The 24,479-nt window shown below is 46.3% G+C and carries 18 protein-coding genes and 2 tRNA genes; 14 read left to right on the top strand and 6 right to left on the bottom strand.

Going from position 1 to position 24,479, the window contains the following annotated elements; all coding sequences use genetic code 11:
* Window positions 1–115: 115 nt before the first annotated feature.
* Window positions 116–757, bottom strand: coding sequence for a MarR family winged helix-turn-helix transcriptional regulator (locus L3C95_RS08390; protein WP_236386640.1), 642 nt, complete (start codon window positions 755–757; stop codon window positions 116–118).
* A gap of 129 nt (window positions 758–886) precedes the next feature.
* Here L3C95_RS08390 and L3C95_RS08385 point away from each other — a divergent pair, with 129 nt between their 5' ends.
* The 4 genes from L3C95_RS08385 to L3C95_RS08370 all read left to right on the top strand — a co-directional run bounded on the left by L3C95_RS08385 (window position 887) and on the right by L3C95_RS08370 (window position 4,501).
* Window positions 887–1,348: a hypothetical protein gene (locus L3C95_RS08385; RefSeq protein WP_236386639.1), complete on the top strand. Its 462-nt coding sequence runs from the start codon at window positions 887–889 to the stop codon at window positions 1,346–1,348.
* Between the two features lie 19 nt (window positions 1,349–1,367).
* Window positions 1,368–1,754: a DoxX family protein gene (locus tag L3C95_RS08380; protein WP_236386637.1), complete on the top strand. Its 387-nt coding sequence runs from the start codon at window positions 1,368–1,370 to the stop codon at window positions 1,752–1,754.
* Window positions 1,755–1,894: 140 nt separating this feature from the next.
* Window positions 1,895–3,352, top strand: coding sequence for an SDR family NAD(P)-dependent oxidoreductase (locus tag L3C95_RS08375; protein ID WP_236386635.1), 1,458 nt, complete (start codon window positions 1,895–1,897; stop codon window positions 3,350–3,352).
* A 39-nt stretch (window positions 3,353–3,391) separates the two neighbouring features.
* A complete protein-coding gene (locus L3C95_RS08370) occupies window positions 3,392–4,501 on the top strand; it encodes a hypothetical protein (RefSeq protein WP_236386633.1) in 1,110 nt (369 codons plus the stop codon).
* Window positions 4,502–4,505: 4 nt separating this feature from the next.
* Here L3C95_RS08370 and L3C95_RS08365 read toward each other — a convergent pair.
* A tRNA-Cys gene (locus tag L3C95_RS08365) sits at window positions 4,506–4,577 on the bottom strand.
* Between the two features lie 10 nt (window positions 4,578–4,587).
* Window positions 4,588–4,660, bottom strand: a tRNA-Gly gene (locus tag L3C95_RS08360).
* Window positions 4,661–4,819: 159 nt separating this feature from the next.
* Between L3C95_RS08360 and L3C95_RS08355 the strand changes: the two genes are divergently transcribed.
* On the top strand, window positions 4,820–5,287 hold the full coding sequence (locus tag L3C95_RS08355) for an ankyrin repeat domain-containing protein (protein WP_236386631.1): 468 nt from the start codon (window positions 4,820–4,822) through the stop codon (window positions 5,285–5,287).
* A gap of 38 nt (window positions 5,288–5,325) precedes the next feature.
* Entirely contained in the window at window positions 5,326–6,264 is a 939-nt protein-coding gene (locus tag L3C95_RS08350) for a hydrogen peroxide-inducible genes activator (protein ID WP_236386629.1), read from the top strand.
* A gap of 200 nt (window positions 6,265–6,464) precedes the next feature.
* Here the strand turns inward: L3C95_RS08350 and L3C95_RS08345 are convergent, their stop codons facing one another.
* Window positions 6,465–7,943, bottom strand: coding sequence for a catalase (locus L3C95_RS08345; RefSeq protein WP_236386627.1), 1,479 nt, complete (start codon window positions 7,941–7,943; stop codon window positions 6,465–6,467).
* Window positions 7,944–8,153: 210 nt separating this feature from the next.
* Here L3C95_RS08345 and L3C95_RS08340 point away from each other — a divergent pair, with 210 nt between their 5' ends.
* The 8 genes from L3C95_RS08340 (at window position 8,154) to L3C95_RS08305 (ending at window position 21,751) form a co-directional block, all read left to right on the top strand.
* The gene (locus L3C95_RS08340) at window positions 8,154–8,636 is read left to right on the top strand and encodes an ankyrin repeat domain-containing protein (protein WP_236386625.1); all 483 of its coding nucleotides are present in this window, start codon (window positions 8,154–8,156) and stop codon (window positions 8,634–8,636) included.
* Window positions 8,637–8,937: 301 nt separating this feature from the next.
* Window positions 8,938–12,366 carry a PA14 domain-containing protein gene (locus L3C95_RS08335; RefSeq protein ID WP_236386623.1) on the top strand — a complete coding sequence of 1,143 codons (3,429 nt, stop codon included), beginning with the start codon at window positions 8,938–8,940 and terminating at the stop codon, window positions 12,364–12,366.
* 94 nt (window positions 12,367–12,460) lie between these two features.
* Complete coding sequence (locus L3C95_RS08330) at window positions 12,461–13,147, top strand: RibD family protein (RefSeq protein ID WP_236386620.1); 687 nt, start codon at window positions 12,461–12,463, stop codon at window positions 13,145–13,147.
* Between the two features lie 85 nt (window positions 13,148–13,232).
* On the top strand, window positions 13,233–14,558 hold the full coding sequence (locus L3C95_RS08325; protein WP_236386617.1) for an APC family permease: 1,326 nt from the start codon (window positions 13,233–13,235) through the stop codon (window positions 14,556–14,558).
* A gap of 114 nt (window positions 14,559–14,672) precedes the next feature.
* Window positions 14,673–15,290 carry an RNA polymerase sigma factor gene (locus L3C95_RS08320; RefSeq protein WP_236386615.1) on the top strand — a complete coding sequence of 206 codons (618 nt, stop codon included), beginning with the start codon at window positions 14,673–14,675 and terminating at the stop codon, window positions 15,288–15,290.
* Window positions 15,291–15,383: 93 nt separating this feature from the next.
* Window positions 15,384–16,430, top strand: a complete 1,047-nt coding sequence (locus L3C95_RS08315; RefSeq protein ID WP_236386612.1) for a FecR family protein — start codon at window positions 15,384–15,386, stop codon at window positions 16,428–16,430.
* A gap of 36 nt (window positions 16,431–16,466) precedes the next feature.
* Entirely contained in the window at window positions 16,467–19,985 is a 3,519-nt protein-coding gene (locus L3C95_RS08310; protein WP_236386610.1) for a SusC/RagA family TonB-linked outer membrane protein, read from the top strand.
* Window positions 19,986–20,002: 17 nt separating this feature from the next.
* Window positions 20,003–21,751: a RagB/SusD family nutrient uptake outer membrane protein gene (locus tag L3C95_RS08305; RefSeq protein ID WP_236386608.1), complete on the top strand. Its 1,749-nt coding sequence runs from the start codon at window positions 20,003–20,005 to the stop codon at window positions 21,749–21,751.
* Between the two features lie 195 nt (window positions 21,752–21,946).
* Here the strand turns inward: L3C95_RS08305 and L3C95_RS08300 are convergent, their stop codons facing one another.
* The gene (locus L3C95_RS08300; protein WP_236386606.1) at window positions 21,947–22,690 is read right to left on the bottom strand and encodes a hypothetical protein; all 744 of its coding nucleotides are present in this window, start codon (window positions 22,688–22,690) and stop codon (window positions 21,947–21,949) included.
* 266 nt (window positions 22,691–22,956) lie between these two features.
* Window positions 22,957–24,468, bottom strand: coding sequence for a RagB/SusD family nutrient uptake outer membrane protein (locus L3C95_RS08295; RefSeq protein WP_236386604.1), 1,512 nt, complete (start codon window positions 24,466–24,468; stop codon window positions 22,957–22,959).
* Between the last annotated feature and the right edge of the window lie 11 nt (window positions 24,469–24,479).

Genomic DNA, 24,479 nt, shown 5'->3' with positions numbered 1-24,479 from the left:
ACTATCATACTAAAATATTAACCAGGCTGCAAAACAGAGTATCTCTTCCTGTTGCACCCTGGTTAATTATTTAACACGGCATTACATTGAGCATGTCACAATATGTGATCTAAGTTCATTTCGCAGACGTGACGATCTCCTCATAAATATCGTCAAACTCCTTGCCTTTATGCGACTGCCAGATACCGGCAAATTTTGTTTCGACGCCTTTCAGCAGTTGGAAGCATAACATCTTGTCATCTTCATTCAGGTCATGGAACATGATCTCAGCCAGTTGGCTCATTCTTTTTCTACAGGTCACCAATACCTTCTCACCCTTCGGGGTTACTTTCAACCGTTTTGATCTTTTATCCTCTTTATCAGCATACTCCGTCAGATAACCCAGTTTCTGTAACCTGGCCAGCATATCTGTGCCGGTGGATAGTTCTTGTAATGCCGCATAGATCGCCTCGGTCTTTCTCGGTTCATCCAGCTGCTGCACGGTATTGAGCAGGGAATATTCGTCTACTGTATTGATACCGGTCCCCTCCATGGCAGCAGCCGTATAAATAGCATGTAGCTTGAAGATCCTGCCTATCAGACGCATTAATACCCCGTCAGTACTGACAGGCAGAAATTTACCCCTAGGCAGGGGCGTTTTATCTTCTTTTTCTTTTTGATTAGCAAGGTAATACCGGCAAAAATCGGCAACGCTGCCCTCCGGATATTTATCATCGAAAGCCCCCCATTCATTGACGAGCGCAACTGCTTTATTCATTAAATTACTCTGTTTTCGAAGCAAACATAAAATAAATACTTCGGAAATGGTATATTTACTACGGAAACGATATATATTTGTAAGACAAATCACGAAATCGAAATATTATATCCGCTAAATCACTATCCAATGATCTTTCAAAGCTTTCTGTTACTTCACCTGGTGGGGCTGGTGCTGTTTGCAGGGACTACTACCGCCGACTTTGTCTCCTTCCGCCAATTCTGGAAACAATATGCACTGGATGCCATTGCGGCAAGACCCATGTTGCAGAGCATGATAAAATTCCCTTTGCTGATGGGACTGGGAATGGCTGCCATCATTCTCAGTGGCGTCGGTATGATGGCTATGACCCATGGCGTATTTGGCGAGCAATTATGGTTCAGGATCAAGTTTGCCATTGTGGTGCTTATTATTCTCAACAACATCATCATTGGCAGACGTCTGGTGATCAGCCTCAGAAAAAGAATGACGGAGGTTACCAGCGAGGCCGGAGAAACCTTACAGATAAAGCATAAGCTTCGTCTGTTCCATTATGCACAGCTGCTCATGTTCTTCGTCATCATCCTGCTCAGTGTTTTCAAGTTTAACTGATCCATTCAAAACAAAGACAATGAAAAAAGATAAAATCATCTACTGGATAGCAACAGGTATCGTAGCTGCTGTCATGCTGTGGAGCGCTATCAACTTTTCCTTCAATGAGGAAATGAAAGGCGCGTTTGCACACCTGGGACTTCCCGGCTGGTTCAGAATAGAACTAACAGTGGCGAAGCTCCTCGGAGTACTGGCCTTAGTGCTTCCTATGGTACCACACAGAATTAAGGAGTTTGCCTATTTCGGCTTTGCGATCACGCTTATCTCGGCAACTATTGCTCACCTATCCAGTGGAGACAGTGTGCTGCTTGAAATAGGACATACCTTTTTCTTTGTCAGCCTGGTGGTTTCGTACCTGTATTATTACAAAATAAATGGCCTGAAGCTGTCAGGGCCGGCCAATTAATATATTGGCTTTCAGGGTTCTTTTATTCCGGATCATGTACGATCCGGGATAAAAGACCATTTGTTGGAGAGCAGCTTTTTGGGCAAGTTCTTTAGATAGATATATATTTCATATTTTTATCTATCTAAAGATCCCTTCCTATGAAGAATGATTTCACAAAAGAAGAGTGGGAAACGTGTATCAAGGTATTGCAGGTGCTATCCCGGGATCCTGATAAATCACTGGACACCCTAAGCCTGAAAGGGCTGGTAACCAAACTCTATAAGCGGGCCAAGAAAGACAATAAACAACAGGTTGCTGATGAACTGCTCAACAAGCCGGCCGTATCAACACAGCTACTGTCATTGAAGAAAGTACAGAAGTTGTCTCAAAAGCAAAGTTTACTGAAACAATACGATAAAAAAGTAGTGCTGGCACAGACTGCCATGCATCGCAAATATGAGCTGCCTGATACAGAAGACGTACCGGACGCAAAGGAACCGCTGGAACTTGCAGGCTACCAGCGATGTTATATCTGCAAAACACCCTATAAACAGGTACATTTCTTTTATCACATGCTTTGCCCTTCCTGTGCTGATGTCAACTACACCCGCAGACATCAGCAGGCCAACCTGGAAGGCAGAGTAGCGCTGATCACCGGCGGAAGAATAAAGATAGGCTATCTCACCGCCCTGCGCATGTTGCGCGATGGCGCTAAAGTATGGGTCACTACCCGCTTTGCGAAGGACTGCGCTATGCGCTTCAGTCAGGAAGCCGATTTTGCTGAATGGAATCATCGGCTGAAAATAGTAGCATTAGACCTGCGCAACCTGGCACAGTTAAACAGTTTCATACAATACCTGCAAACACAGGAAACACACCTGGATATCCTTATTAATAACGCCGCCCAAACCATCAAACGGCCGGTAGCGTTTTATCGGCACCTGTTTGAATTGGAAGAAAGCGATTCAGATAATCTGCCGGAAGCGGTAAGACAATGCATTGCTTTTTCAACTCCCTTCCAGTTCCTGACCAGCAGCCATGAACAACAGTTGCTGCCATACGAAACGGCTACTGCTTTTCCGGCAAACCGTTATGATAAAGACAGGCAGCAAGTGGACCTGAGAACAAGCAATAGCTGGACAATGCGGCTCCAGGAAGTGCCTCCCGGCGAGATGCTTGAAACGCAGCTGGTGAACGTCACTGCGCCTTTCATGCTGAATAGTCAGCTGAAAGACATGATGATACGCTCTCCCTTTGAAAGAAGGTTCATCATCAACGTTTCTGCCATGGAAGGACAATTCAATCGCATATCAAAAACACCTTTCCATCCGCATACAAATATGGCCAAAGCGGCCCTGAACATGATGACCAGAACGTCTGCACAGGAATATGCACAGGACCATATATTCATGAACAGCGTAGACACCGGATGGATCACACAGGAAAACCCTTATCCTAAAAAAGAACGCTTATATGAGGAAGAAGGCTTCGTACCTCCCCTGGATGAAACTGATGGCATGGCAAGGATTTACGATCCCGTAGTAAGAGGCATTAATTTGCCTGAACTACCTTTGTTCGGTCATTTTCTCAAAGACTATCTCCCACACGCGTGGTAAACAACATTATTAAGTATAATAACAATAAACCCATTTCATATGCAAGCAGCACAGGTAATTTGTCCGGTTGATAACGTTGTCGCTACCTTTCCCTTTTCCAGACAGGCGCTTCAACCGCTTATTGACTTCCTGTTAAACAATGCCCCCCTGCCCGCCACAGATAAGGCATTCCCTGTCGGTACAGTTACGTCAGACGGACGTCTGGATATGTGTAAACAAAAACTAGGTGTGGAAGGCATTGAACTGGTCGCAGCAGCATTAAAGCACAATACAGTTATAAAACATATTCTGTTAGGAACAAACGCCTTCGGCAATCCTGGCGCCATAGCAGTAGCAGATTTACTAAAGACAAACAACTCAATTGAAACCGTTTACCTCGGATGTAATTATATTGAGCATGCAGGTTGCAAGGCTATCTGCGAAGCATTGGAAGAGAATCAAAGTGTAAAAAGCATCTGGTTCAAAAGAAACCCTATCGGCGGGGAAAGCGCAGCATCGCTTATAAAACTGTTGTCAAAGAATCAACATATCCGCACGCTTGATCTTGTCAATACCTGTGTAGGTGAAGAATTACATACCCTGCTGCAATACCTTGCAGAGAACAACACCATTGAAAGGTTCTATCTCAGCGGGAACTACCTGACTGCCGCCACTATGAAATATGTAAATGATATGCTGCTCCGCAACACCCACATGAAGTCACTATACCTGAGTGTAAACAATATCGGAGATGAAGGCATAGCGGCACTGGCGCCTGCATTAAGTACTAACGCCACCCTGCAGGACCTCAGCCTGGCAAGTTGCGGCATTGCCGATAAAGGCATGCAATTGCTGTTTACGGCCCTGAAAACTAACAAAAGCCTCCGAAGCCTTGACCTTGGTTATGCAGCATCCACACGGGCATTGGGAGCAAAAGCTAACCAGCTGTCTTCCGCATCCGCACAACTGCTGACTGAATACTTTATCGAACAGGCGCAGATAGAAAACCTGGATCTTACCAAAACCAATTTGCCGGAAGAAAATAAAGTAATGCTGAAAAAAGAAGTGGAAAAAAGGGGCGTAAATACAATCATTATGGATGGCTTCCCTGAGAAGCCTGCTTATCACATCCATCCTGACAGTAAAGCTATAAAAAGCGTTTATAGATAAGCTGAGGAGGAGCGGGGCTCGAACCGACACGTTTTCAGATTTGCAATCTGATATTTTTCCAGTTAAATTATCCTCCATAAAGTGGATGGCGACGCTAGGCCTCGAACTTAGATCTCTTTCCTGGCAAGAAAGCGTTCTTCCATGTTAAACTACCCCGCCATCACGGGCGCAAATATATAATAATTTGACTATTTAAATTATTTCTATCAAATCTGCCATAGGCTATAGATTTCATCTATAGCCTATGATATTATCTTATCCCTGGCCATTTTCCAGCTGGTTTATCTAATATTGAGCATAAATTAAACCAGTTAAGCGATGGACATCTTCGAAGCAGCACGTACAAATAATGTAACGGCATTGAACGATCTTCTGAAAGAAGGCCAGATAAATAAAAAAGACACCAGGGGTTCTACTCCGCTTATTTTAGCCACTTATTACAACAATACAGCCGCAGTATCTGCCCTGCTCAAAGCAGGTGCTGATACGGAAATACAGGACGGTATGGGCAATACCGCCCTGATGGGAGTTTGCTTTAAAGGCTATACACAGGTAGCTCAACTGTTACTCGAAAACGGCGCATCCGTACACACTGAAAACGGCAACGGCGCTACCGCATTGACCTTTGCTGCTACCTTCGGACATAACGACATCATCACGCTGTTACTTCATCATGGAGCATCCCCGCTTAAGAAAGACAGGTTTGGCAAAAACCCGATCGATTATGCACTTTTACAGGAAAATGCAACAGGTTATGAAACAATGGTAGCTGCAGCAAAGCGCTGACCTGCACCATGCCTGTTTGCCAGGGATAAACACTTTGTATGACTATTGTACAGTTCGAATATATCGTCGCCGTAGACACCTACCGCAGCTTCAATGTGGCGGCAAAGAAATGTTTTGTCACCCAGCCTACGCTCAGTATGCAGATCCAGAAACTGGAAGACTTACTGGGTGTAAAAATATTTAACCGCACCAAATCGCCGGTAGTACCCACAGAGATCGGAGCCGAGATTATCATGCAGGCAAGGGTACTCTTAGCCGAATACCAGAAGATCCAGGACCTGGTAACAGACAGGAACAAAGAACTCACAGGTGAACTGAAGATCGGGATCATTCCTACAGTAGCGCCTTATATTGTTCCAAAGATCATCACACAATTCATCAACAAGTACCCGGGTGTAAAACTGATAGTGGGCGAACAGAACACAGAGCAGATCACGCAACAGCTGAAGCTCGGCCATATAGATTGCGGTATTGTATCCACTCCGGTACATGAGCCACAATTCACCGAAACGCCTTTATTCTACGAGAATTTTGTGGCCTACGTTTCAGCCGAAAGCGTGTTGTTTAAAAAGAAAAAACTGAAGCCTTCGGATATCAATATAGAAGAATTGTGGATATTGAATGATGGTCATTGTATGCGCGACCAGGTGCTGAACATTTGTCAGCGCCGCAAAACCACGAAGGGTTCACAGCACTACGAATACAATACCGGCAGTATAGAAACGCTGAAACGTATGGTAGATGAAAACAATGGCGCCACCATTCTTCCTGAACTGGCATTAACCGACCTGACAGACGCACAACGTGAAAAGCTCAGATACTTTCATTTTCCCGAGCCAGCCCGTGAAATAGGTCTGATCACGCCTAAAAATTTTGTAAAACGGAAAATGATAGAAGCGCTGAAAACGGAGATACTGGCCAGCGTGCCACAGAAATTGAAAACAAAGAGCAGGAAAGAATTAATAGAAGCAATATAAAAGGAAGATGTATCCAAACAAACGAACATCCTAAACTTGCTCAAATAACTACCTGGCGCTATTAGGTAGCGAATAAAAACAGGCTACATAATACTTTGAAGTGCCCCCAATAAGTAAGACACTTATGGGGGCACTTCTACTTTTTAGCAATTCTCCTTTCTTTAGCTTATCTCCTGTCATTGTGCATTTGTACAACATCCTTATTTACCTGCTTTCTTTAAGCCTTCTGCTATACGGCGTCCATAATCCTCATCGCATTTATAAAAATGCTCCACCATCTTCTGCTGTATAGCAGGCGTAGCGGCTACCAATGTATCTACCAGGTTATTGATCAGGTCTTCGCGTTCCCATTCCTGGAACGACCTGTAAAGCTCACCTGCCTGCTTATAGTTATTAGTACGGTCAATGCTCTGGCGCACTATCCTGGCTGCTGCATATGTCGGTTCGTATGGTATGTCTGTCTGAGGAGCTTCCACCAATCCGTTCAAACTGGACGGCTCATAATTCACATGCGGATTGGCACCTGCAGGAAGATCCACTTTGTAGGTCATACTACCATCTCTCTGATTAGTACCGATATGATTTTTAGGAGCGTTAATTGGCAACTGCAGATAATTAGGCCCTACGCGGTAACGCTGTGTATCAGAATATGAGAAAGTACGGCCGATCAGCATCTTATCATCAGAAAAATCAAGACCATCCACGAGTACTCCCGGGCCAAAAGCTGACTGCTCCACTTCTGCAAAGTAGTTCTGCGGATTCCTGTTCAAGGTCATTTTACCTACAGGCAGCCATGGAAATTGCTCCCGCGGCCAGATCTTAGTATCGTCTAAAGGATCAAAATCCAGCTCCGGATGTGCATCATCACTCATGATCTGCACAAACAGTTCCCACTCGGGATAATTACCTGCTTCTATTGCGTCATACAGGTCCTGTGTAGCATGATTGAAGTTCTCTGCCTGTATCTGCTTTGCTTCCTGCTGCGTTAGATTCTTTACACCTGCCAGCGGCTCCCAGTGATATTTCACTAAAACGGCTTCTCCCGCCTTGTTCACCCATTTATAAGTATTTACACCTGAACCCTGCATCTGGCGATAATTAGCAGGGATACCCCATGGAGAGAACACCCAGGTGATCATATGCATCACTTCAGGGGAATTACTGAAGAAGTCCATGACACGCCCACCATCCTGGCGATTATGAACAGGGTCCGGTTTCAGGGCATGAATAAAATCAGGGAACTTAATAGCATCGCGGATAAAGAAGACTTTCAGGTTGTTCCCTACCAGGTCCCATATACCATCTTCTGTATAAAATTTCACTGCAAAACCTCTCGGATCTCTTAATGTTTCCGGAGAATGGCCACCATGTATTACTGTTGAAAAGCGAACAAACACAGGCGTCTGTTTTCCCTTCTCCTGGAACAACTTTGCGCGTGTATATTTCGCAACCGGATCATTTCCTACTGTGCCATAAGCTTCAAATATGCCGTGTGCACCCGTTCCACGCGCATGTACCACTCTTTCGGGCACACGCTCACGGTCGAAATGAGCGATCTTTTCAAGGAACTGATAGTTCTCTAAAACAGCTGGTCCCCGGTTACCCAGGGTACGCATGCTCTGGTTGTTATGTACAGGGTGTCCCTGGCGTGTAGTTAAATGATTGTTCTGCTGATTCATAAAACGCATTTTTTTTGTGTAATTGTTGGACACAAAAGTATCTCTGCAGATATCAACAGAGAAGAGAATAAGGAAATAAGATGGCCTATAGATGATAGCTATCAGAGACGTATTGAAGCATCAATAGACGAAATCTATCGCCTATGATATTATTCTATTCAGTATCTGTAAGCCACCGGAATAAATAATATTGCACAAAAGATTTCTCACATGGACATATTTGAAGCCGCAAGAACAAACAATATTTCACTCCTGCGGGAATACATAACAGATGGTCAGCTCAATGCAAGAGATAACAGAGGATCCACACCACTGATCATTGCCGCCTATTACAATCACAGCAAGGCAGTAGATTTTCTGTTAAAGGCAGGCGCTAAAACAGAACTGAAAGACAACCTGGGACATACAGCGTTAATGGGCGCCTGCTTTAAAGGACATATAGACATCGTAAAACTTCTGCTAAAAAAAGGTGCTTCCATTAGCACGGAAACAGACCACGGCGCCACTGCCCTGACCTATGCGGCCACATTTGGACATAACGACATCATAGACCTACTGCTCGACAACGGCGCTAACCCGCTTAAGAAAAAGGTCATGGCGAAGATTAAGTTAATAACAGGCTTATTGGGCAGAATATTGTTGCCAACGAAGAAACAGCCTGCAATCATGACAGAAAGTGTATCCAAAGCCTGATACACTTTCTGTTTATTCCGAGGCCTCATGTTGGCTTGTCATCGTTTAAGCAACGCCGGGGTCTTCATTTATTTTTTGATACCTCTTTCCACATCACCCGTGAAACCCCTTTAGAAACAATCTCTTATCCGCACGCCGGCTGATAAATATTATTTTACACTATGAAATAACCATCCCGGTTATTATATTTAATGCGTGTAACCCGCTCTGTAGCTCGTAATAGCTGAAAACTATCTACGCCCTCCACTTACATACATTCCATTTCACGTACAAGTACTCATGTAACCAAATCAATTCCATCATGAAAAAGAGAATCATTTACACACTCCTTGTTGTATGGATGCCCACACTGTTTACCCAGGCACAGACAACAGTACCGAGGGTGCCGGGAAGCCCGTTTCCGCTTTCTGCCGTGCCCGACACCTTATTCCTTACATCTGAGAATTATGCGGCATCTGAAAAGATAGCCCTGCAAACGCTGATGGGGGTTCTGGCGCAAACGAAACCCGCTATCCTCAGAGACATTTCAGGTCATCGTACACTGGTGGAAAATGCCGGTGTAAAGATCAATGACACCTATTACACCAATTTTTCCGGTCTGCTCAACCGCTTTGCTAACAGGTTATCAGGCTACATCCTGTGCAACCAGAAAGACAAATCGACTAATGTTGCTATCTCATTGGCGGGTGTGATGAATGCTGTCGCTGTTCCGGCCGACATCGAACAGACAGCCATCAATGCCGGTCTCACCCGTCTGCTCGATGTACGCACCCGGGATGAAGCCTGGGCATTGGCCAACTATGGCAGTCTTTTTAGTCAGAAAATAGCTGCTTATCAACAGAGCTCCGATGACCGCGTATTCTCTCTGGGCGACTACAGTGCCTACACAAAAGCATTTCAGTTCTGGGATAATTCGCCTTCCGGTACACTGGCTACAAGTGTGTATAACCGCATGAATAAAGGTGCTACCTTCTTCGGCTGGGGACCGGCGGAATATGAAACAGTGGAACAACTCTCGCTGAAGTCCATGAGTATCCTTCCCTCTGACTGGGCGCCCAATATGTCTGCGTTGAGCAATATCCCAGCCAGGTCGAAGATCTTTAAACAGAAAGATCCCATTAAACCCTTTGAAGTGAAACCCGGCGTGCATACCGTTTGTTTTGTGATTACCGACGGAGATAATGTGCAATGGCTCCTGGGTTCTCACGATAACATCAACAACTGGAATAATCCTAACCGTGCACATGTCAACCTGGGCTGGACCATCTCTCCTTCCCTATCTGAACTGGCGCCTGTGGTATACGAGAAATATGTAGAGAACTGCCTCACCACGCCCGATGGCAGGAATGTACTGATAGCTGGTCCTTCCGGAAGAAGTTACTACTTCCCCGGGCGTTATCCGGATGCCGATCTTGAAACGGAAAATAAGCTGCTCAATAGTTATATGAAACAAGCCGACCTGCGTATTGTGAACATCATTGATGCAGACGACAGCGATAATGATCCAAGCGCTTATCTGAAACAGGATAACATCGATGCGCTGTTCTATTACAGCTATGGTGCCAATTATACCGGCAGACATGGACAGATCGACTGGTATAAAGACAAACCATCCATTGGCGGAAGGTACACGCTATGGGGAACGCTTTCTTCTCCGCAATCATTGGCCAATCAACTGAACCAGGCATCTACCAATATCAACTCAGCAGATGGGTACAGCCTTGTTTCCGTACACATCTGGTCAAGAGATGTCGACGATGTACAGGAGTGTATCAGCCGCCTTGGGCCTAATGTACGCGTAGTAGCACCCGATGAATTTGTATGGCTGATCCGTAAAAATCTGAAAGGATTACCTGTCGGAACCGGCAATGGCCTGAAAGCGGAATACTATAGTGGCTATCATCTCGACAACCTAAAATATCAGCAGACCGATGGCAATGTAGATTTCGATTGGGGCGCCGGTTCTCCCGATCAGGCCCAGCTGGGCAACAACCAGTTCTCTGTGAAATGGTCCGGACAGGTACAACCCTTATACTCCGAGCAATACACCTTTCATGTATACTCAGATGATGGTGTAAAGCTTACAGTGAATGGTCAACCTATCATCAACGATTTTGAGACACAGGGCGCTTATACCCGAAGTGGCACTATTGCCTTAACAGCCGGCCAGAAATACAACATCGAACTGCGGTATGCTGAAGGCAATGGTGATGCCTTCTGTCACCTGCAATGGGAAAGTGCCTCCCAGTCAAGACAGATCATTCCCAGAGCACAGCTCTACAGCAGACCTGACACAAGCAACGGTCCGGTCACCGTTTACGAGCATGCACAATACAATGGCTTCCGTGCCGGCCTTCCTATCGGCGGTTACAAACTGGCAGGACTGGAGCTGAAAGGTGTGCTTAATGATGACATTTCCTCCGTGAAGATCGCAGAAGGTTATAAAGTGATATTGTTTGAGCATGAGAATTTTGCCGGCGATTCTACCGTATTGACATCTTCCAGTGCTAACCTGGGAAGCACCTGGAATGACAAGACCAGCTCTATTAAAGTACTGGCAAACGGTAATCCTAACCTGGCAGGCTCTTACACCATCAAAAACGTAAGCAGTGGATTGTTCCTCGACGTACGCGGTGGACTCGGTGGTACAGGCGATGGTACGCCCATACAGTTATGGCACGGTACAGGTGCTGCCAATCAGACATTCACACTCAAACATCTTGGCGATGGCCGTTATACTATTACCGCTTATCATAGCGCCAAATGCCTTGACATTCCACAATCCAGCCTGAATGAAGATGTCAGTCTCTGGCAATGGACCAACCAGGAAGCTGCCAACCAGCAGTTCATTGCGGTACAGGCAGATAGCGGTTATTACAAATTCATATCTGTACTGAGTGGTAAAGTGCTCTCCACGCTTAACGAGAGCACAGCACCGGAAGCTAAGGTGGTACAGCATACAGGCACAGGCCAGCTCTCTGCCAGATGGCAGTTGTTATCTGTTCCACCTGTCGGCAATGGTAACGGCCTTACGGGTAATTACTACAACGGCATGAATTTCGAAACATTCGTCTTCTCCCGCCTGGATCCCACAATCAATTTTGACTGGGGTGAAGGTGCTCCTGGCACCGGTGTCAACACAAACGGTTACACGGTACGCTGGACAGGGAAAGTAGAACCAAGATATTCAGGTCAGTATACCTTCTATATCACCAGTGATAACGGCAGACGTTTGTGGGTCAACAATCAGCTCATCATTGACAAATGGCTGGATGACTGGGATATTGAATACTCCGGTACCATTACATTGACAGCAGGTCAGCAATACGATATCAGACTGGAATATTTCGAAAACAACGGCGGCGCCAACTGCAAACTGTCATGGTCAAGTGCTTCACAAGGCAAGGAGATCATTCCGAAAAACCAGCTGTATGCAACGCCATTGTCGCTTGCCAACAGCCGTCTGGCAGCCGCATATGAGAAATCAGCTACAGGCAAAGACATTGTACTTTATCCCAATCCGGCTGCCACTCATGTGCGATTGAAGTTCGGCGCAAAACAAGCGAAGCTCATCATTTATGATGCATTAGGAAGACAGGTTACACCAGTCAGGATCGTTACTTCCGGTCAGGAGATCAGCACCGCGCATCTGCGTCCTGGCGTGTACCTCATCCAGATCGATATTAATGGTGTAAAGACAACGAAACATCTCATAAAGAGCGCAGAGTAAGCTGCTATCTTTGAAATGAGTAAGTTATACTTTGTTTTCTACCAGATCCTGTTCGTCAATTGTCTCATCTTTGTGATAAATAACACTGAGCAATATGAAACCATACGTTATTTGTCACATGCTTTGTTCAATTGACGGCAGGATCATTACAGACAACTGGAAGCCGTTTAAAGGAGCTGAATTGTATGAGCAGACAGGAGGGAAACATGAAAACGCAGATGCCTGGTTCTGTGGAAGAGTAACAATGGAACAACATTTTGCGGCTGAATTGCCAGACTTATCATCCTTTGAAAAGATACAGGACAAAACGGACTTCATCGCTGACGCCAGGGCAGCGTCTTACGTAATAGCACTCGATGCTTCGGGTAAACTCGGATGGGATTCCAACGACCTGGACGGAGACCGGCTGATTGTTGTACTGACAGAAAAGGTAGCACCCGAATACCTGGGTTACCTACAGTCAAAAGGTATTTCTTACCTGTTTGGCGGCACTACTTCCGTTGATCTTTCGCTTATCCTGAACAAGCTGCAACAACATTTTAATATCAACAAAATAATGCTGGAAGGTGGTGGTGGCGTAAATGGATCATTCCACGCTGCCGGATTGATAGATGAATTCAGCATCCTCTATTATCCTATTGCGGATGGTAGTGACACTGCTACACTCAATGATACCGGACTTCCCACCGTTGAAACCATCCCTTACAAACATCTGAAACTGATCCATCTGCAACAAATGACAGATGACGTGGTGTGGATAAAATATAAAGTATTAAAATAAAGCGTGGCGACTGAAGGGAAAACATTGAAGAACATCAATAAATTTTTCTTCTCTGCGGCGCAAAATATTTATTTTTACGCCTCAAATGAAGCAACCAGAACTATCCCGGCGCATTAGTCTGTTACAGGCTACTGCTATTAATATGACAGACATGGTGGGCATAGGCCCATTTATAGTATTGAGTGTGGTGGCTGAGACCATGCGTGGTCCGGGCTTTCTGTACGCCTGGATAGCCGGGGCAGTACTGTCGTTTATCGACGCCATGGTTTGGAGTGAGCTGGGAGCTACTTTCCCTAAAGCAGGCGGTAGTTATAACTTCCTGAAAGAAGGCTTCGGCCCCAAAACAGGGAAGCTCATGAGTTTCCTGTTTGTATGGCAGACCATGATCCAGGCGCCCCTTGTCATCGCTTCGGCTGCTATTGGCTTTGCACAATACGCAGGGTATATATTTCCGTTAGGCTTCTGGGGCATAAAGGCTGTCAGCGGTGGTATGGTACTACTGATTGTTTTCCTGCTGTACCGCAATATCGAAACCATTGGCAGGATCAGTGTATTGCTGTGGATGGGGGTACTTGTTACCATGGTCTGGATCATCGGTGGAGGAATAGTACACGGCAATTTCCTAGATCCCATTAAACATATCAACGACGGGCTGAAACTCAATTCTGCATTTGCAGCCGCTCTGGGTTTTGCCAGCGTAAAGACCATTTACAGTTACCTCGGTTATTATAACATCTGTCACCTGGGTGGAGAAATCAGGCAGCCGGAAAAGAATATTCCCCGCAGTATGCTGATTTCCATCGCAGGTATCACTGTACTGTACCTGTGTATGAACATCAGTGTGGCATCGGTATTACCCTTCGACCGGGTAGAGAGCAGCCCCTTCGTAGTAAGTGAGTTCATCGAAGTACTGGGAGGACCCACTGCCGCCAAAATTGCCACTATCCTGATCCTCTGGGTGGCTTTTGCGTCTGTCTTCTCGGCTACCCTGGGTTACAGCCGTATTCCTTATGCCGCTGCACAGGATGGCGCTTTCTTTAAGGTATTTGCACGTCTTCACCCTACGAAAAATTTCCCTTATGTATCGCTGCTTTTCTTAGGAGCAGTGGCGTTTATATTCAGTCTCTTATTCAAGATCAAAGAAGTCATCAGCGCTATCCTCGCCATGCGCATTATGATACAGTTCATTGCCCAGGCGGTGGGACTCATACTACTCAGCAGAAGACAGGGAAGGGATTTCTTCAAATGGCATATGCCTTTATATCCGCTGCCTGTAATTCTCGCTATCATGATCTGGATAGGCATTTTCATCTCTACCGGACTGCATATGATGCTGGCCGGCGTCACGGTGACAATGGCAGGTATCATTGTTTATATTATTAAGTCAAGGCTGCAGAAAAGGATGTTATAACGGTTATAATAGCGGTTGACCAGCAAGGATGACTTCGATGAAAGCAGTCCTTTAATTTTCTAAAATGATTACATTTATCCTCGCTAGAGGATTACGTCAACCAAAAAGACCAGCATGAAAGCAGTAAAAACAGCTGCCACTGCTTCCCATACGGCATCTCCCCACGAAGAACTTTGGAATAGCTTCCGGCAAGGCAGCCGGGAGGCCTTTGCCCGCATCTACCACGACCATGTGGATAATCTGTACCACTACGGCGTTCACCTTTGCGGCGATGGTGAACTGGTCAGGGACTGCCTCCAGGAGCTTTTTCATGACCTCTGGCAAAGCCGGGAACATTTGTCAGAACAGCTCCTCAACATCCGCTATTACCTGCTTAGCAGCCTGCGTCGCCGCCTCTTGCGTACCCTGGAAAGAGACCGCCGCTCCCGGGTTGAAACAACAGAGATACCTTTCGACTTCGAACTGATCCCCAGCCCGGAACACGCAATTATACAGGATGAAAGGCAGCAGGAACAGGTAAGACAACTGCATTCAGCCCTCAACGCTCTTCCTCGCAGACAACGGGAGGCCATCTACCTGCGCTTCTTTCATGAGCTTTCCTACGAGGAAGTGGCAGATATGATGTCCATGAAGGTCGACTCCGTCTACAATATCATTTCCAGGGCCATCGGCGTACTCAGGAAAACGTTGCCTCCGGCTGTACTACTGCTTTTAATGCAACCCGGGAAGTAAGCCCCGCCACCCGTCTGAAAATAATTTCAAAAAAAGTTGCCCGAAAGTGATGAGATTCCTCCCACCCTTGTCTCTTTATATAAAAGCGACCATTTGCAGCAGTACCATTTATATACCGCCCGTGACTTTGCCCTCGATGAATACTTTCAGGAGTGGGTGCTGCGACCGGATGTAAAAAACACTTATTACTGGGACACCTGGTTGAAACTACATCCCGAAAAACAGGAAGCCGTGGATATGGCTATTCAGCTGGTGAAATCTATTCACTTCCGGGGCTATCAGATGACTGCTGCCGACAAAGAACAGCTATGGGAGAATATATGGGACAGTATTGCTGCAGATGATATAAACGCCCTATCCTCCACGCCTGCCCCTGCAGCCAGCCGCTTTCGGATCTTTTCATGGAAGTATGCCGCTGCCATTTTATTGTTCATACTTCTGGGCATACTCTGGTTGTTTATGAGAACACCGCCATTCCATACGGTTACTGCCACCGTAGCCACGCAGCCCGGACAAACGAAAAGACTGCTTTTACCTGATAGCTCTGAAGTGTTCCTGAATGCCAGCTCCCGCCTGCTCTACACCCAGAAGGAGCGTCTTGTACGGGAAGTTTGGCTGGATGGTGAAGCATGGTTTCACGTAAAGCACAAGGAAGACAACAGGAGCTTTATTGTACACACCTACGACCACCTGTCAGTTGAAGTATTGGGTACACAATTCAATGTGAACAACTTTGGAAATAAGATAGCGGTCGTATTACAGGAAGGAAGTATCAAACTGAATATTACGGAGCAACAGGGACAGCATGTTACACAACTTTATCTCACGCCGGGAGAAATGCTTCGTTATGACAAAAAAGACGGTGATTATTCCAAAAGCAGGACTGATGCTGAAAAAGTAACTGCCTGGACACACGGACAATTAATAATGGATGAATATACTGTTGCTGACGCTATACAATTTATGCAACAGGTGTTTGACAGGCACGTTACTATAAAAGACCGCCGGTTACTACAGTACAGTGTTTCCGGATCCATGCCGATTATTTACAATGCAGACACGATGTTAATGCAGTTTGAAAAGGCCTTCAATGTACGCTTTGACAAACGCGATGATACAAACCACGTAAGGGAAAACTGATACCCGGATTTTTTATTAACCAAAATTAAATCGCACATGAAAACAAATTTACGTGTGCTGCTGATGCATGCCCTTGTGTCAGGCGCCCTATGCTCGCATGCGCTGGCCCATAGTCCAGATGCCACACCGGCCCTGCATTTGCTGAAACAGCAGGATAACATATCCATCAGGCAGTTATTCCGGCAAACGGAAATAAAATTCGGCGTTTCCATTGCCTACAAAAGTGAACTGATCACAGATCAGAAAGCCAGCGTCGATATCGCCTCCTGCAGGTCGCCGGAAGAAGCGCTCGAAAAAACACTGGCCCCCTTTAACCTGTCTTTCGAAAAAGTACGTGACAAATTTTATCTCGTTAAAGCAAAGGAGGCCTCGCCGGTTACCATCGTCATGACCACTCAGCGACCCGTGCGCGGAAAAGTCACTGATGTAAAAGGCGCAGCATTGCCCGGCGTAACTGTTCGCGTCAAGGGCACAAACACCGGCGCCGTAACAGCTGCCGATGGCACCTATACAGTCAATGTTCCAGGTACAGGGAATGACATACTCGAAGTAACCTTGGTCGGTTACCAGTCGCAGGAGATCCCTGTCGGTACACAATCTGAAGTCAATATTACACTTTCAGAAAACACCAGTAACCTCAACGAAGTGATCGTAACCGGTTATACCGCACAACGTAAAAAGGACCTCACGGGCGCTGTTACAGTTGTAGATATCGGCGAGATGGTCAAACAGCCTTCCGGACAGGTCACCAGCCAGTTACAGGGGCAGGCTTCCGGTGTGACCGTCATCGGTTCCGGACAACCAGGCCAGGAACCTGTGGTACGCATCCGCGGTGTGAACACCTTTGACAACAACACGCCGCTATACGTAGTAGATGGTGTGCCCACACAAAGCATCAATGACCTCAACCCCAATGATGTAGCTTCGATGCAGGTATTGAAAGATGCAGGTGCTGCCTCCATCTACGGCTCACGTGCTTCAAACGGTGTCATCATCATTACCACCAAAAAAGGCAGTGGCAAGGTAAAGATCAGGTACGACGCCTATTATGGCCGTCAGTACCCTAAGGGCGGTAACGTGTGGCATACACTCAATTCGCAGGAAATGGCCAATCTCCGCTGGTTGCGTTATAAGAACACCGGTATGCCACTGAGTGATACATTGTATGGAAACGGCGCTACTCCCGTATTACCAGATTACATACAACCTGTAGGATTAAAGGAGGGCGATCCACGTGTCAATCCCGACCTCTATTATGTCAATCCCAATTACACTGACCAGGACGACTACAACAGTTTCTACTATATAACAAAGGCGAATAAAGCAGGCACTGACTGGTTTCATGAGATCTTCAATCCTGCGTCCATGACAAGTCATAATCTATCTGTAAGTGGTGGTACAGACAAAGGTAGTTACCTGTTCTCGCTGAACTATTTCAATCAGCAGGGTACATTAATGAACACTTATCTCAAAAGATATATCATCCGTTCCAACAGCCAGTTTAGCATCAGCAGGAATATCCGGATAGGAGAAAACCTTTCCTTCTCCATTACCGATAATCCCACTGTAGACCTGCTTACATCCAGTGGTACGGTAGGCATGGCTTTACGTGAGCAACCCATTATCCCTGTATATGACATTAAAGGGAATTTCGGAGGCTCCAATGGCCTGGGCCTGGGTGATGCCATGAACCCGGTTGCCATGCAGTACCGCACCAGGAATGACCGCGGACAGGTGAACAGGGTATTTGGAAATATCTATGCAGATATCGACTTCCTTCGCCACTTCACTTTCCACACCAGCTTCGGCGGCGAGGTGAACTCCGGATGGCGGCACAACTTCACATATCCGCAATATGAGAATAAAGAGAACGCAGGAGTGAACGCCTATACAGAATCCAGCAATTTCGAACATAACTGGACATGGACAAATACACTGAACTATCACAATAGTTTTAACACCGTACATAACCTCAATATACTGGTAGGTGCGGAAGCCTATGATGAACGCTCACGCCAGCAGGTAGGTACTACACAGGACTTCTTCATTTTCGATCCTGATTATGTAGACAATGGTACGGGCTCCGGCGGACAGGTCATCACAGCCACCCGCTATTCTGCAGGCCTCTTATCACTCATCGGCAGAATAGACTATAACTTTAGGGATAAATATTTGTTGAGTGGTACCCTGCGGCGCGACGGTTCCTCCAAATTCGGCACTAACAATCGTTATGGTCTCTTCCCGGCTGCCAGTGCAGGATGGCGGATCTCGCAGGAACCTTTTATGAAAGACATCCACTGGCTGACAGACCTGAAGATCCGCGGAGGATGGGGCATTATGGGTAATCAGCTCAGCCTTACTCCCGGTAATGCCTTTACACTGTATGGCGGTAACAAGAATACGTCCTTCTATGACCTCCTGGGAACAAACAACAGTATTGTACTGGGCTTCCAGCAGGTGCAGATCGGCAACCCGGATGCGAAGTGGGAAAGCGATATCAATACCAACATCGGCTTTGACGCTACCCTCTTTGGCGGAAAGCTGGAAGTATCCGCAGATTATTACCAGAAAAACATCAAAGACCTGCTCTATAACAGCGAGCTGCCCGGTACTTATGGCACCGCACCGGCCCCCTACTCTAATGTGGCCAACATGAAGAATAAGGGGATAGACCTTACCATTGCCAGCCATACAACTATTACCAGAGATCTCAAGTTTGATGCCACCGTTACCTTTACGACCTTTAAGAACAGGATCGTAAAAATAGCGCAAGGTGTAGATTACTTCGACAGGGATCCCCGCAACTTCTCGGAAAGCATCATCCGTAATGCGGTAGGACAGCCTATTTCCAGTTTCTATGGTTATAAGATCAATGGCTTCTGGAACAGTCAGAGCGAAATAGATAAAGCCGATCAATCAGCACAGTCGGCCACCGGCGACCCTTCTGCCAGCTTCCAGGAAGATGCAGCTCCCGGTCGTTTCAGGTATACAGACATTAACAAGGACGGTGTGATCAATGCGGATGACCGTACTTTCCTTGGCAATCCAAATCCGAAAGTATCATATGGTATTAACCTGGGATTGACCTACAAACGGTTTGACTTCAGCATGTTCCTGTTCGGCGTACAGGGCAATGAGATCTGGAACCAGGTGAAATGGTGGACAGACTTTTCTTCCTCCTTTGATGGCGCCAAGAGCAAAACGGCTTTGTATGAATCCTGGCTGCCAGACCGGATGAACGCCAAAGCACCCATACAGGAGGGTGAAGGCTCTTTTAGCACCAATGCCGTTCCCAACTCTTACTATGTAGAAAACGGGGCTTACCTGCGCTGCAAGAACTTGCAGCTGGGATATACCTTCCCTCAACAGCCGGGTGGCAGATGGCATATAGAAAGACTTCGCATTTATGTACAGGCGGCTAACCTGTTCACCATTACAAAGTACTCAGGGATTGATCCGGAAATAGGCGGCGGCGATGTAAGGAGCTTCGGCATTGATGAAGGCACTTATCCCAGTCAGCGGCAATTCCTGGCAGGTCTTAATCTTACTTTCTGATGTTAAACTTGAAAACCATGAAACTGAATAAACATATAGCGACACTCTTCATAGCAGGCATTGGCGTAAGTGCTCCTTCCTGCAGCAAATTTCTCGACAGGGTGCCGCCTTCATCTTTAAAGGAAGAGCTGATAGCCAATAAAAAAGGCGTCAATGCTTTACTGGTAGGTGCTTATGGGGCACTCGACGGACAGGACTTCACCGGTGGCGATATGACCAATCTCTCTGGCGGCGCTGGTTACGCCGTATCGCCGGACAATTGGATCTATGGCAGCGTATGTGGCGGTGATGCCCACAAAGGGAGTGATCATTTTGATTCCCCGCCCACTCTGGACCTCGCCCGTTTCAGTGCAGGCGCGACGAACAGTTTCCTGAACGATAAATGGCGGGTAGACTATGAAGGTGTGACCCGCTGTAATTCGGTACTGAAACTGTTAGCTCAGGCAACCGATATGACAGATGCCGAAAAGACAGAAGCGGCAGCAGAAGCACGATTCCTGCGGGGCCATTACTATTCTGATCTTAAAAAGATGTTCAACATGGTGCCCTGGATAGATGAAACTACCACAGACATGAAGACGCCAAATGACAAAGACATCTGGCCTCAGATAGAAGCCGATTTCAAATTCGCCATGGACAACCTTGCTCTTACACAAACTGAAGTTGGAAGACCCAATAAATGGGCAGCAGCCTGTTACCTGGCCAAGACATATATGTTCGGGCGCAAATACACAGACGCGAAACCACTGTTCGACCAGATCATTACCCAGGGTATTACGTCCCGGGGCGATCGTTACGCCTTGAGAGATCGTTTTGAAGATAACTTCGACGCTGCTACAGAGAACACGTCTGAATCTGTTTTTGCAATACAGTTTAACGCCAATGACAATTCAGGCACTTCCGCCAATGCCAACCAGGGGCAGATGCTGAACTATCCGTACAACGGTCCATTCAGCTGCTGCGGATTTTTCCAGCCTACACAAGATCTTGTGAACTCCTATATTACCGATCCTCAGGGGCTTCCCTTCCTGGATAGCTATAACACGCACAATGTGAATACAGAAACGGTAGATCCACGCCTGGACTGGACAGTAGGCCGTCAGGGCATTCCCTATCTTGACTGGGGTGTACACCCGGGCGATACCTGGATAAGGGAAGCCTCTACAGCCGGTCACTATTCTCCCAAAAAGAATGTATACTGGCAGGCTACCCAGGACAAATATTACGATCCCCGCGGATGGGCGCCAGGCAATGCTATCAACTACAACCTGATCCGCTATGCCGACGTATTGCTCCTGGCGGCGGAGTGCGAAGCACAACTGCAAAACTTTGATGCAGCAGAAACATATGTAAACATCGTACGGCAACGTGCGGCTCAACCGGCAAGTGCTATTTACAGGTACAAGAACAACAATGCCCCTATGGATGGCTTTTCTAACGTGCCTGCGGCCAATTATAGGGTCGCCCCTTACCCCACAGGCTCCTTTGCAGTAAAAGGTCAGGAATACGCCTTAAAAGCCATTTATTTTGAACGCAAGCTGGAGCTGGCAATGGAAGGTCACCGTTTCTTTGACCTCGTACGCTGGGGTGTGGCTGACCAGGTGCTGAATGCATTCTTCGCTTTTGAAGGTGCACTGACATTAGATGTACAAGGGGCCGGTTTTGTGAAGGGAACGAACGAATACTTTGCCATTCCTCAGCGGCAGATAGATCTCTCAATGAATGGAAGTACAAAAACGCTGAAACAGAATAACGGATACCATTGACAGGATATGGTTGGCTGGTGCCCTCCCTTTACAATTGAAAAAGGCTTTCAGGCGTGTGCCTGAAAGCCTTTTGGTTATTTAGCCGATAAGTTGCGAATGTTCACACAGTCCTGCATTTAAGCACACTTGCCAAACATTGATTTCCTGTTGTAGCGCATAAAGGCTCAGACTTTTTTTGTGTGTTCCATTACGGGTTTAATAAGTGATCTTTTTATGCACTGCGCCTTTTTCATCATAAAAAAGGATCTCTGGTTCATTTTTCTCATTAACGATCATTTCCAGGCGTATTCTGCCCCTATCATCACGTACAAAAACGCCAGTTCTTTGTCCCTGCTGACCGGCAAACATGCGTGTATAACCGAAAAAGCCTTCCTTTTTAAGTTGTTCCAGTATGCTGTTCTGTTCCTGAACATCTTTTACATTCTTACGAATCGAGTCAATTTTATCCATTGTCATATTAAGGGGAAATTCGGGGCGCTCATAAACACTTAGTCCTTTTGTATGGTTGCCGTTCTCCCGTTGAATATAAGATAACTGTACCACCTGGTCTTGTTTGTATTTATCGAATGTCATACTCAATTCATTCTGCCCTTTGCCGTTCTTACCGTTTCCGGAATATACCAGACCACCGCACTCCTCTCCTTCTGTATTGTAAAACATCAGGCCTGATTCATCTCCTCCCTGGCGAGTTAATTGTTTGCCATTAATAACGGCAAACGGAAGATGTTTTTTGCTGAACAGCGAAAGTTTAACGGTACCGTCAGGTTCTACAATTTCGATCCTTTCAGCGCGTAGACTTTTCACGATGTCGTCCTGGACAGATTTGCGGAAGCCATAGCCAATGAGTGCGAATATCAGAACGGATGTGGCAATAACATATATACGAAAATAGTTCATCTGGCGACGTAGGCGTAGTACTTCACGGTGGATGTCCTGCATGGTTTGAAATGGGTTTGGTTGTTAATGTGTCTGTGGTAAATTAATAAAAGTCGGGAAATACTGGTCGACTAAGTGTTATATTTCAGGCGACAAAGCGTTTTATTGTTTACCCAGGTAAAGAACGCTTTCCGTCGTCGAATGGAGTGAACATTTTGCCCCTGACTGACATGATGGAGGAAATACGGCGAATGAGGCAATGAGGATGAATTAGCGTCATCAAAAAAGGGTGCCTTTCGACACCCTCTTTACTTATATCTTCAATTCCCCTACTTATTAAGATTCGGATTATTCTGTTCTTCCGCCTGCGGCACCACAAAAATATAATAAGGACTATTCGGCACAAAGTTACTCTGATCAGAAAAACTGAGTGCTGTATGATATCTCGCATTCACCTGTTTGGTAGTACCATCTGGTGTTACTACAGTCACCTTGATATCGTCGCCGTTTGCATCTACATAAGGTTTACGCACAACAGGCAACTGATTGCGGATAATATCAGACAAACCAAACCCTTCACCCCACAATTCTTTTCTTCTTTCTACCAGGATCTCTTTTATCAGGTTCTCCTGCGTAGCTCCTGCTGGTTCAAATATTTTGGCGCCTCTTGCTGTACGGAGCTGATTTAACGCATTGATGCCTTCAGTAAGATTGCCGGCCCGTGCATAACCTTCTGCTTTGATCAATATAGCTTCTGCACTTCTCATCAACACCAGGTCTGCCGTCTGATCTGCCCTGAATTTAAACTTCCTGTATTGCAGGAATCCTTCCCTGGCTGCTGCGGAACCGTCCCACGAAAAAAGTGTTTTACGTATATCACCAGCGTCAAAGAGCTCTGCAAAAAAAGGATCGGCCATAAAGCTATAATAGTAGGAGGATGCGGAGGATACATCCAGGAAATGAAAGCTGTAACTGCCATCACTCTGGCTCGGTATTTCGGTATGCCCCCAGATCCATTCAGAGTTGCCGACATCATTGAAACCTTTGCTGTATTCAGCTGGCGCCATTAATGGATAGTTGCGTTGTGCTTCATCTGCTGCGGCTGCAGCCAGGGTCCACCTACCGGTGTTTAAGTAGGCACGTGCCAGCAAACCGTTCACAACATCTGCATTGATCTTGTATTTAGCCGGGCGCTCGTAATTAGTCAGCAATTCTTTTGCCTGCAACAGATCAGAAAAAATCAGTTCATAGATCTCTTTCAGCGAGGCTTTAGGATTGCCCTGCGTCGCTGCTGTTGTTGGTGTGGTGTAAATAGGCGCTGTTTTGGCCAGAGAATCTTTCAGGAATGAGAACTGATAAAAGGAGGCAATGGTCAGATACGTATGGGCTCTCAATGCCAGCGCCTGTCCTTTGAGTACCTTCTTCGCAGTAGCGTCACCGTCTACCCTATCGGCATTAGCAATGATGATATTGCTATTATTGATAATCTTGTAGAGTTGTCCCCATATAGCACTTACACGAGCTTGCGTCTTATCGTTCATTTGCGTAAAACGGTATGCCGTAGGGAAACCATATTTGGTAGTGATCAATGCTACATCATTCGCCATCGCATCGCTGGTAAGTGCGATGGTCTTGAAGCCCGGATTACTAAAGGTACCGCCATAAAAATCATCCATCATAGCTGCCCAGGTACCTTCTGAAATAGTACTGAGATTATCCACATTCTTCAGTACAATATCCTCAGATACTGCATTGGATGGAGCAGTGTCCAGTTGCTTGTTGCAGGCTGATAAACCAATGATCAGCGCTGCTGTATATGTATAAATTCTGCTTGCTTTCATTTTCATTCAAT

The sequence above is a fragment of the Chitinophaga filiformis genome, assembly GCF_021646545.1.
In the GTDB taxonomy this organism is placed as follows: domain Bacteria; phylum Bacteroidota; class Bacteroidia; order Chitinophagales; family Chitinophagaceae; genus Chitinophaga; species Chitinophaga filiformis_A.
The sequence above is the reverse complement of the archived record's forward strand: the minus strand, read 5'-3'. Positions and strand labels throughout refer to the sequence as shown.

Excerpts from the sequence above, each read along its gene's own strand:
- L3C95_RS08390 (WP_236386640.1), bottom strand. The coding sequence starts at position 757 with ATGAATAAAGCAGTTGCGCTCGTCAATGAATGGGGGGCTTTCGATGAT.
- L3C95_RS08385 (WP_236386639.1), top strand. The coding sequence starts at position 887 with ATGATCTTTCAAAGCTTTCTGTTACTTCACCTGGTGGGGCTGGTGCTG.
- L3C95_RS08380 (WP_236386637.1), top strand. The coding sequence starts at position 1,368 with ATGAAAAAAGATAAAATCATCTACTGGATAGCAACAGGTATCGTAGCT.
- L3C95_RS08375 (WP_236386635.1), top strand. The coding sequence starts at position 1,895 with ATGAAGAATGATTTCACAAAAGAAGAGTGGGAAACGTGTATCAAGGTA.
- L3C95_RS08370 (WP_236386633.1), top strand. The coding sequence starts at position 3,392 with ATGCAAGCAGCACAGGTAATTTGTCCGGTTGATAACGTTGTCGCTACC.
- L3C95_RS08355 (WP_236386631.1), top strand. The coding sequence starts at position 4,820 with ATGGACATCTTCGAAGCAGCACGTACAAATAATGTAACGGCATTGAAC.
- L3C95_RS08350 (WP_236386629.1), top strand. The coding sequence starts at position 5,326 with ATGACTATTGTACAGTTCGAATATATCGTCGCCGTAGACACCTACCGC.
- L3C95_RS08345 (WP_236386627.1), bottom strand. The coding sequence starts at position 7,943 with ATGAATCAGCAGAACAATCATTTAACTACACGCCAGGGACACCCTGTA.
- L3C95_RS08340 (WP_236386625.1), top strand. The coding sequence starts at position 8,154 with ATGGACATATTTGAAGCCGCAAGAACAAACAATATTTCACTCCTGCGG.
- L3C95_RS08335 (WP_236386623.1), top strand. The coding sequence starts at position 8,938 with ATGAAAAAGAGAATCATTTACACACTCCTTGTTGTATGGATGCCCACA.
- L3C95_RS08330 (WP_236386620.1), top strand. The coding sequence starts at position 12,461 with ATGAAACCATACGTTATTTGTCACATGCTTTGTTCAATTGACGGCAGG.
- L3C95_RS08325 (WP_236386617.1), top strand. The coding sequence starts at position 13,233 with ATGAAGCAACCAGAACTATCCCGGCGCATTAGTCTGTTACAGGCTACT.
- L3C95_RS08320 (WP_236386615.1), top strand. The coding sequence starts at position 14,673 with ATGAAAGCAGTAAAAACAGCTGCCACTGCTTCCCATACGGCATCTCCC.
- L3C95_RS08310 (WP_236386610.1), top strand. The coding sequence starts at position 16,467 with ATGAAAACAAATTTACGTGTGCTGCTGATGCATGCCCTTGTGTCAGGC.
- L3C95_RS08305 (WP_236386608.1), top strand. The coding sequence starts at position 20,003 with ATGAAACTGAATAAACATATAGCGACACTCTTCATAGCAGGCATTGGC.
- L3C95_RS08300 (WP_236386606.1), bottom strand. The coding sequence starts at position 22,690 with ATGCAGGACATCCACCGTGAAGTACTACGCCTACGTCGCCAGATGAAC.
- L3C95_RS08295 (WP_236386604.1), bottom strand. The coding sequence starts at position 24,468 with ATGAAAGCAAGCAGAATTTATACATATACAGCAGCGCTGATCATTGGT.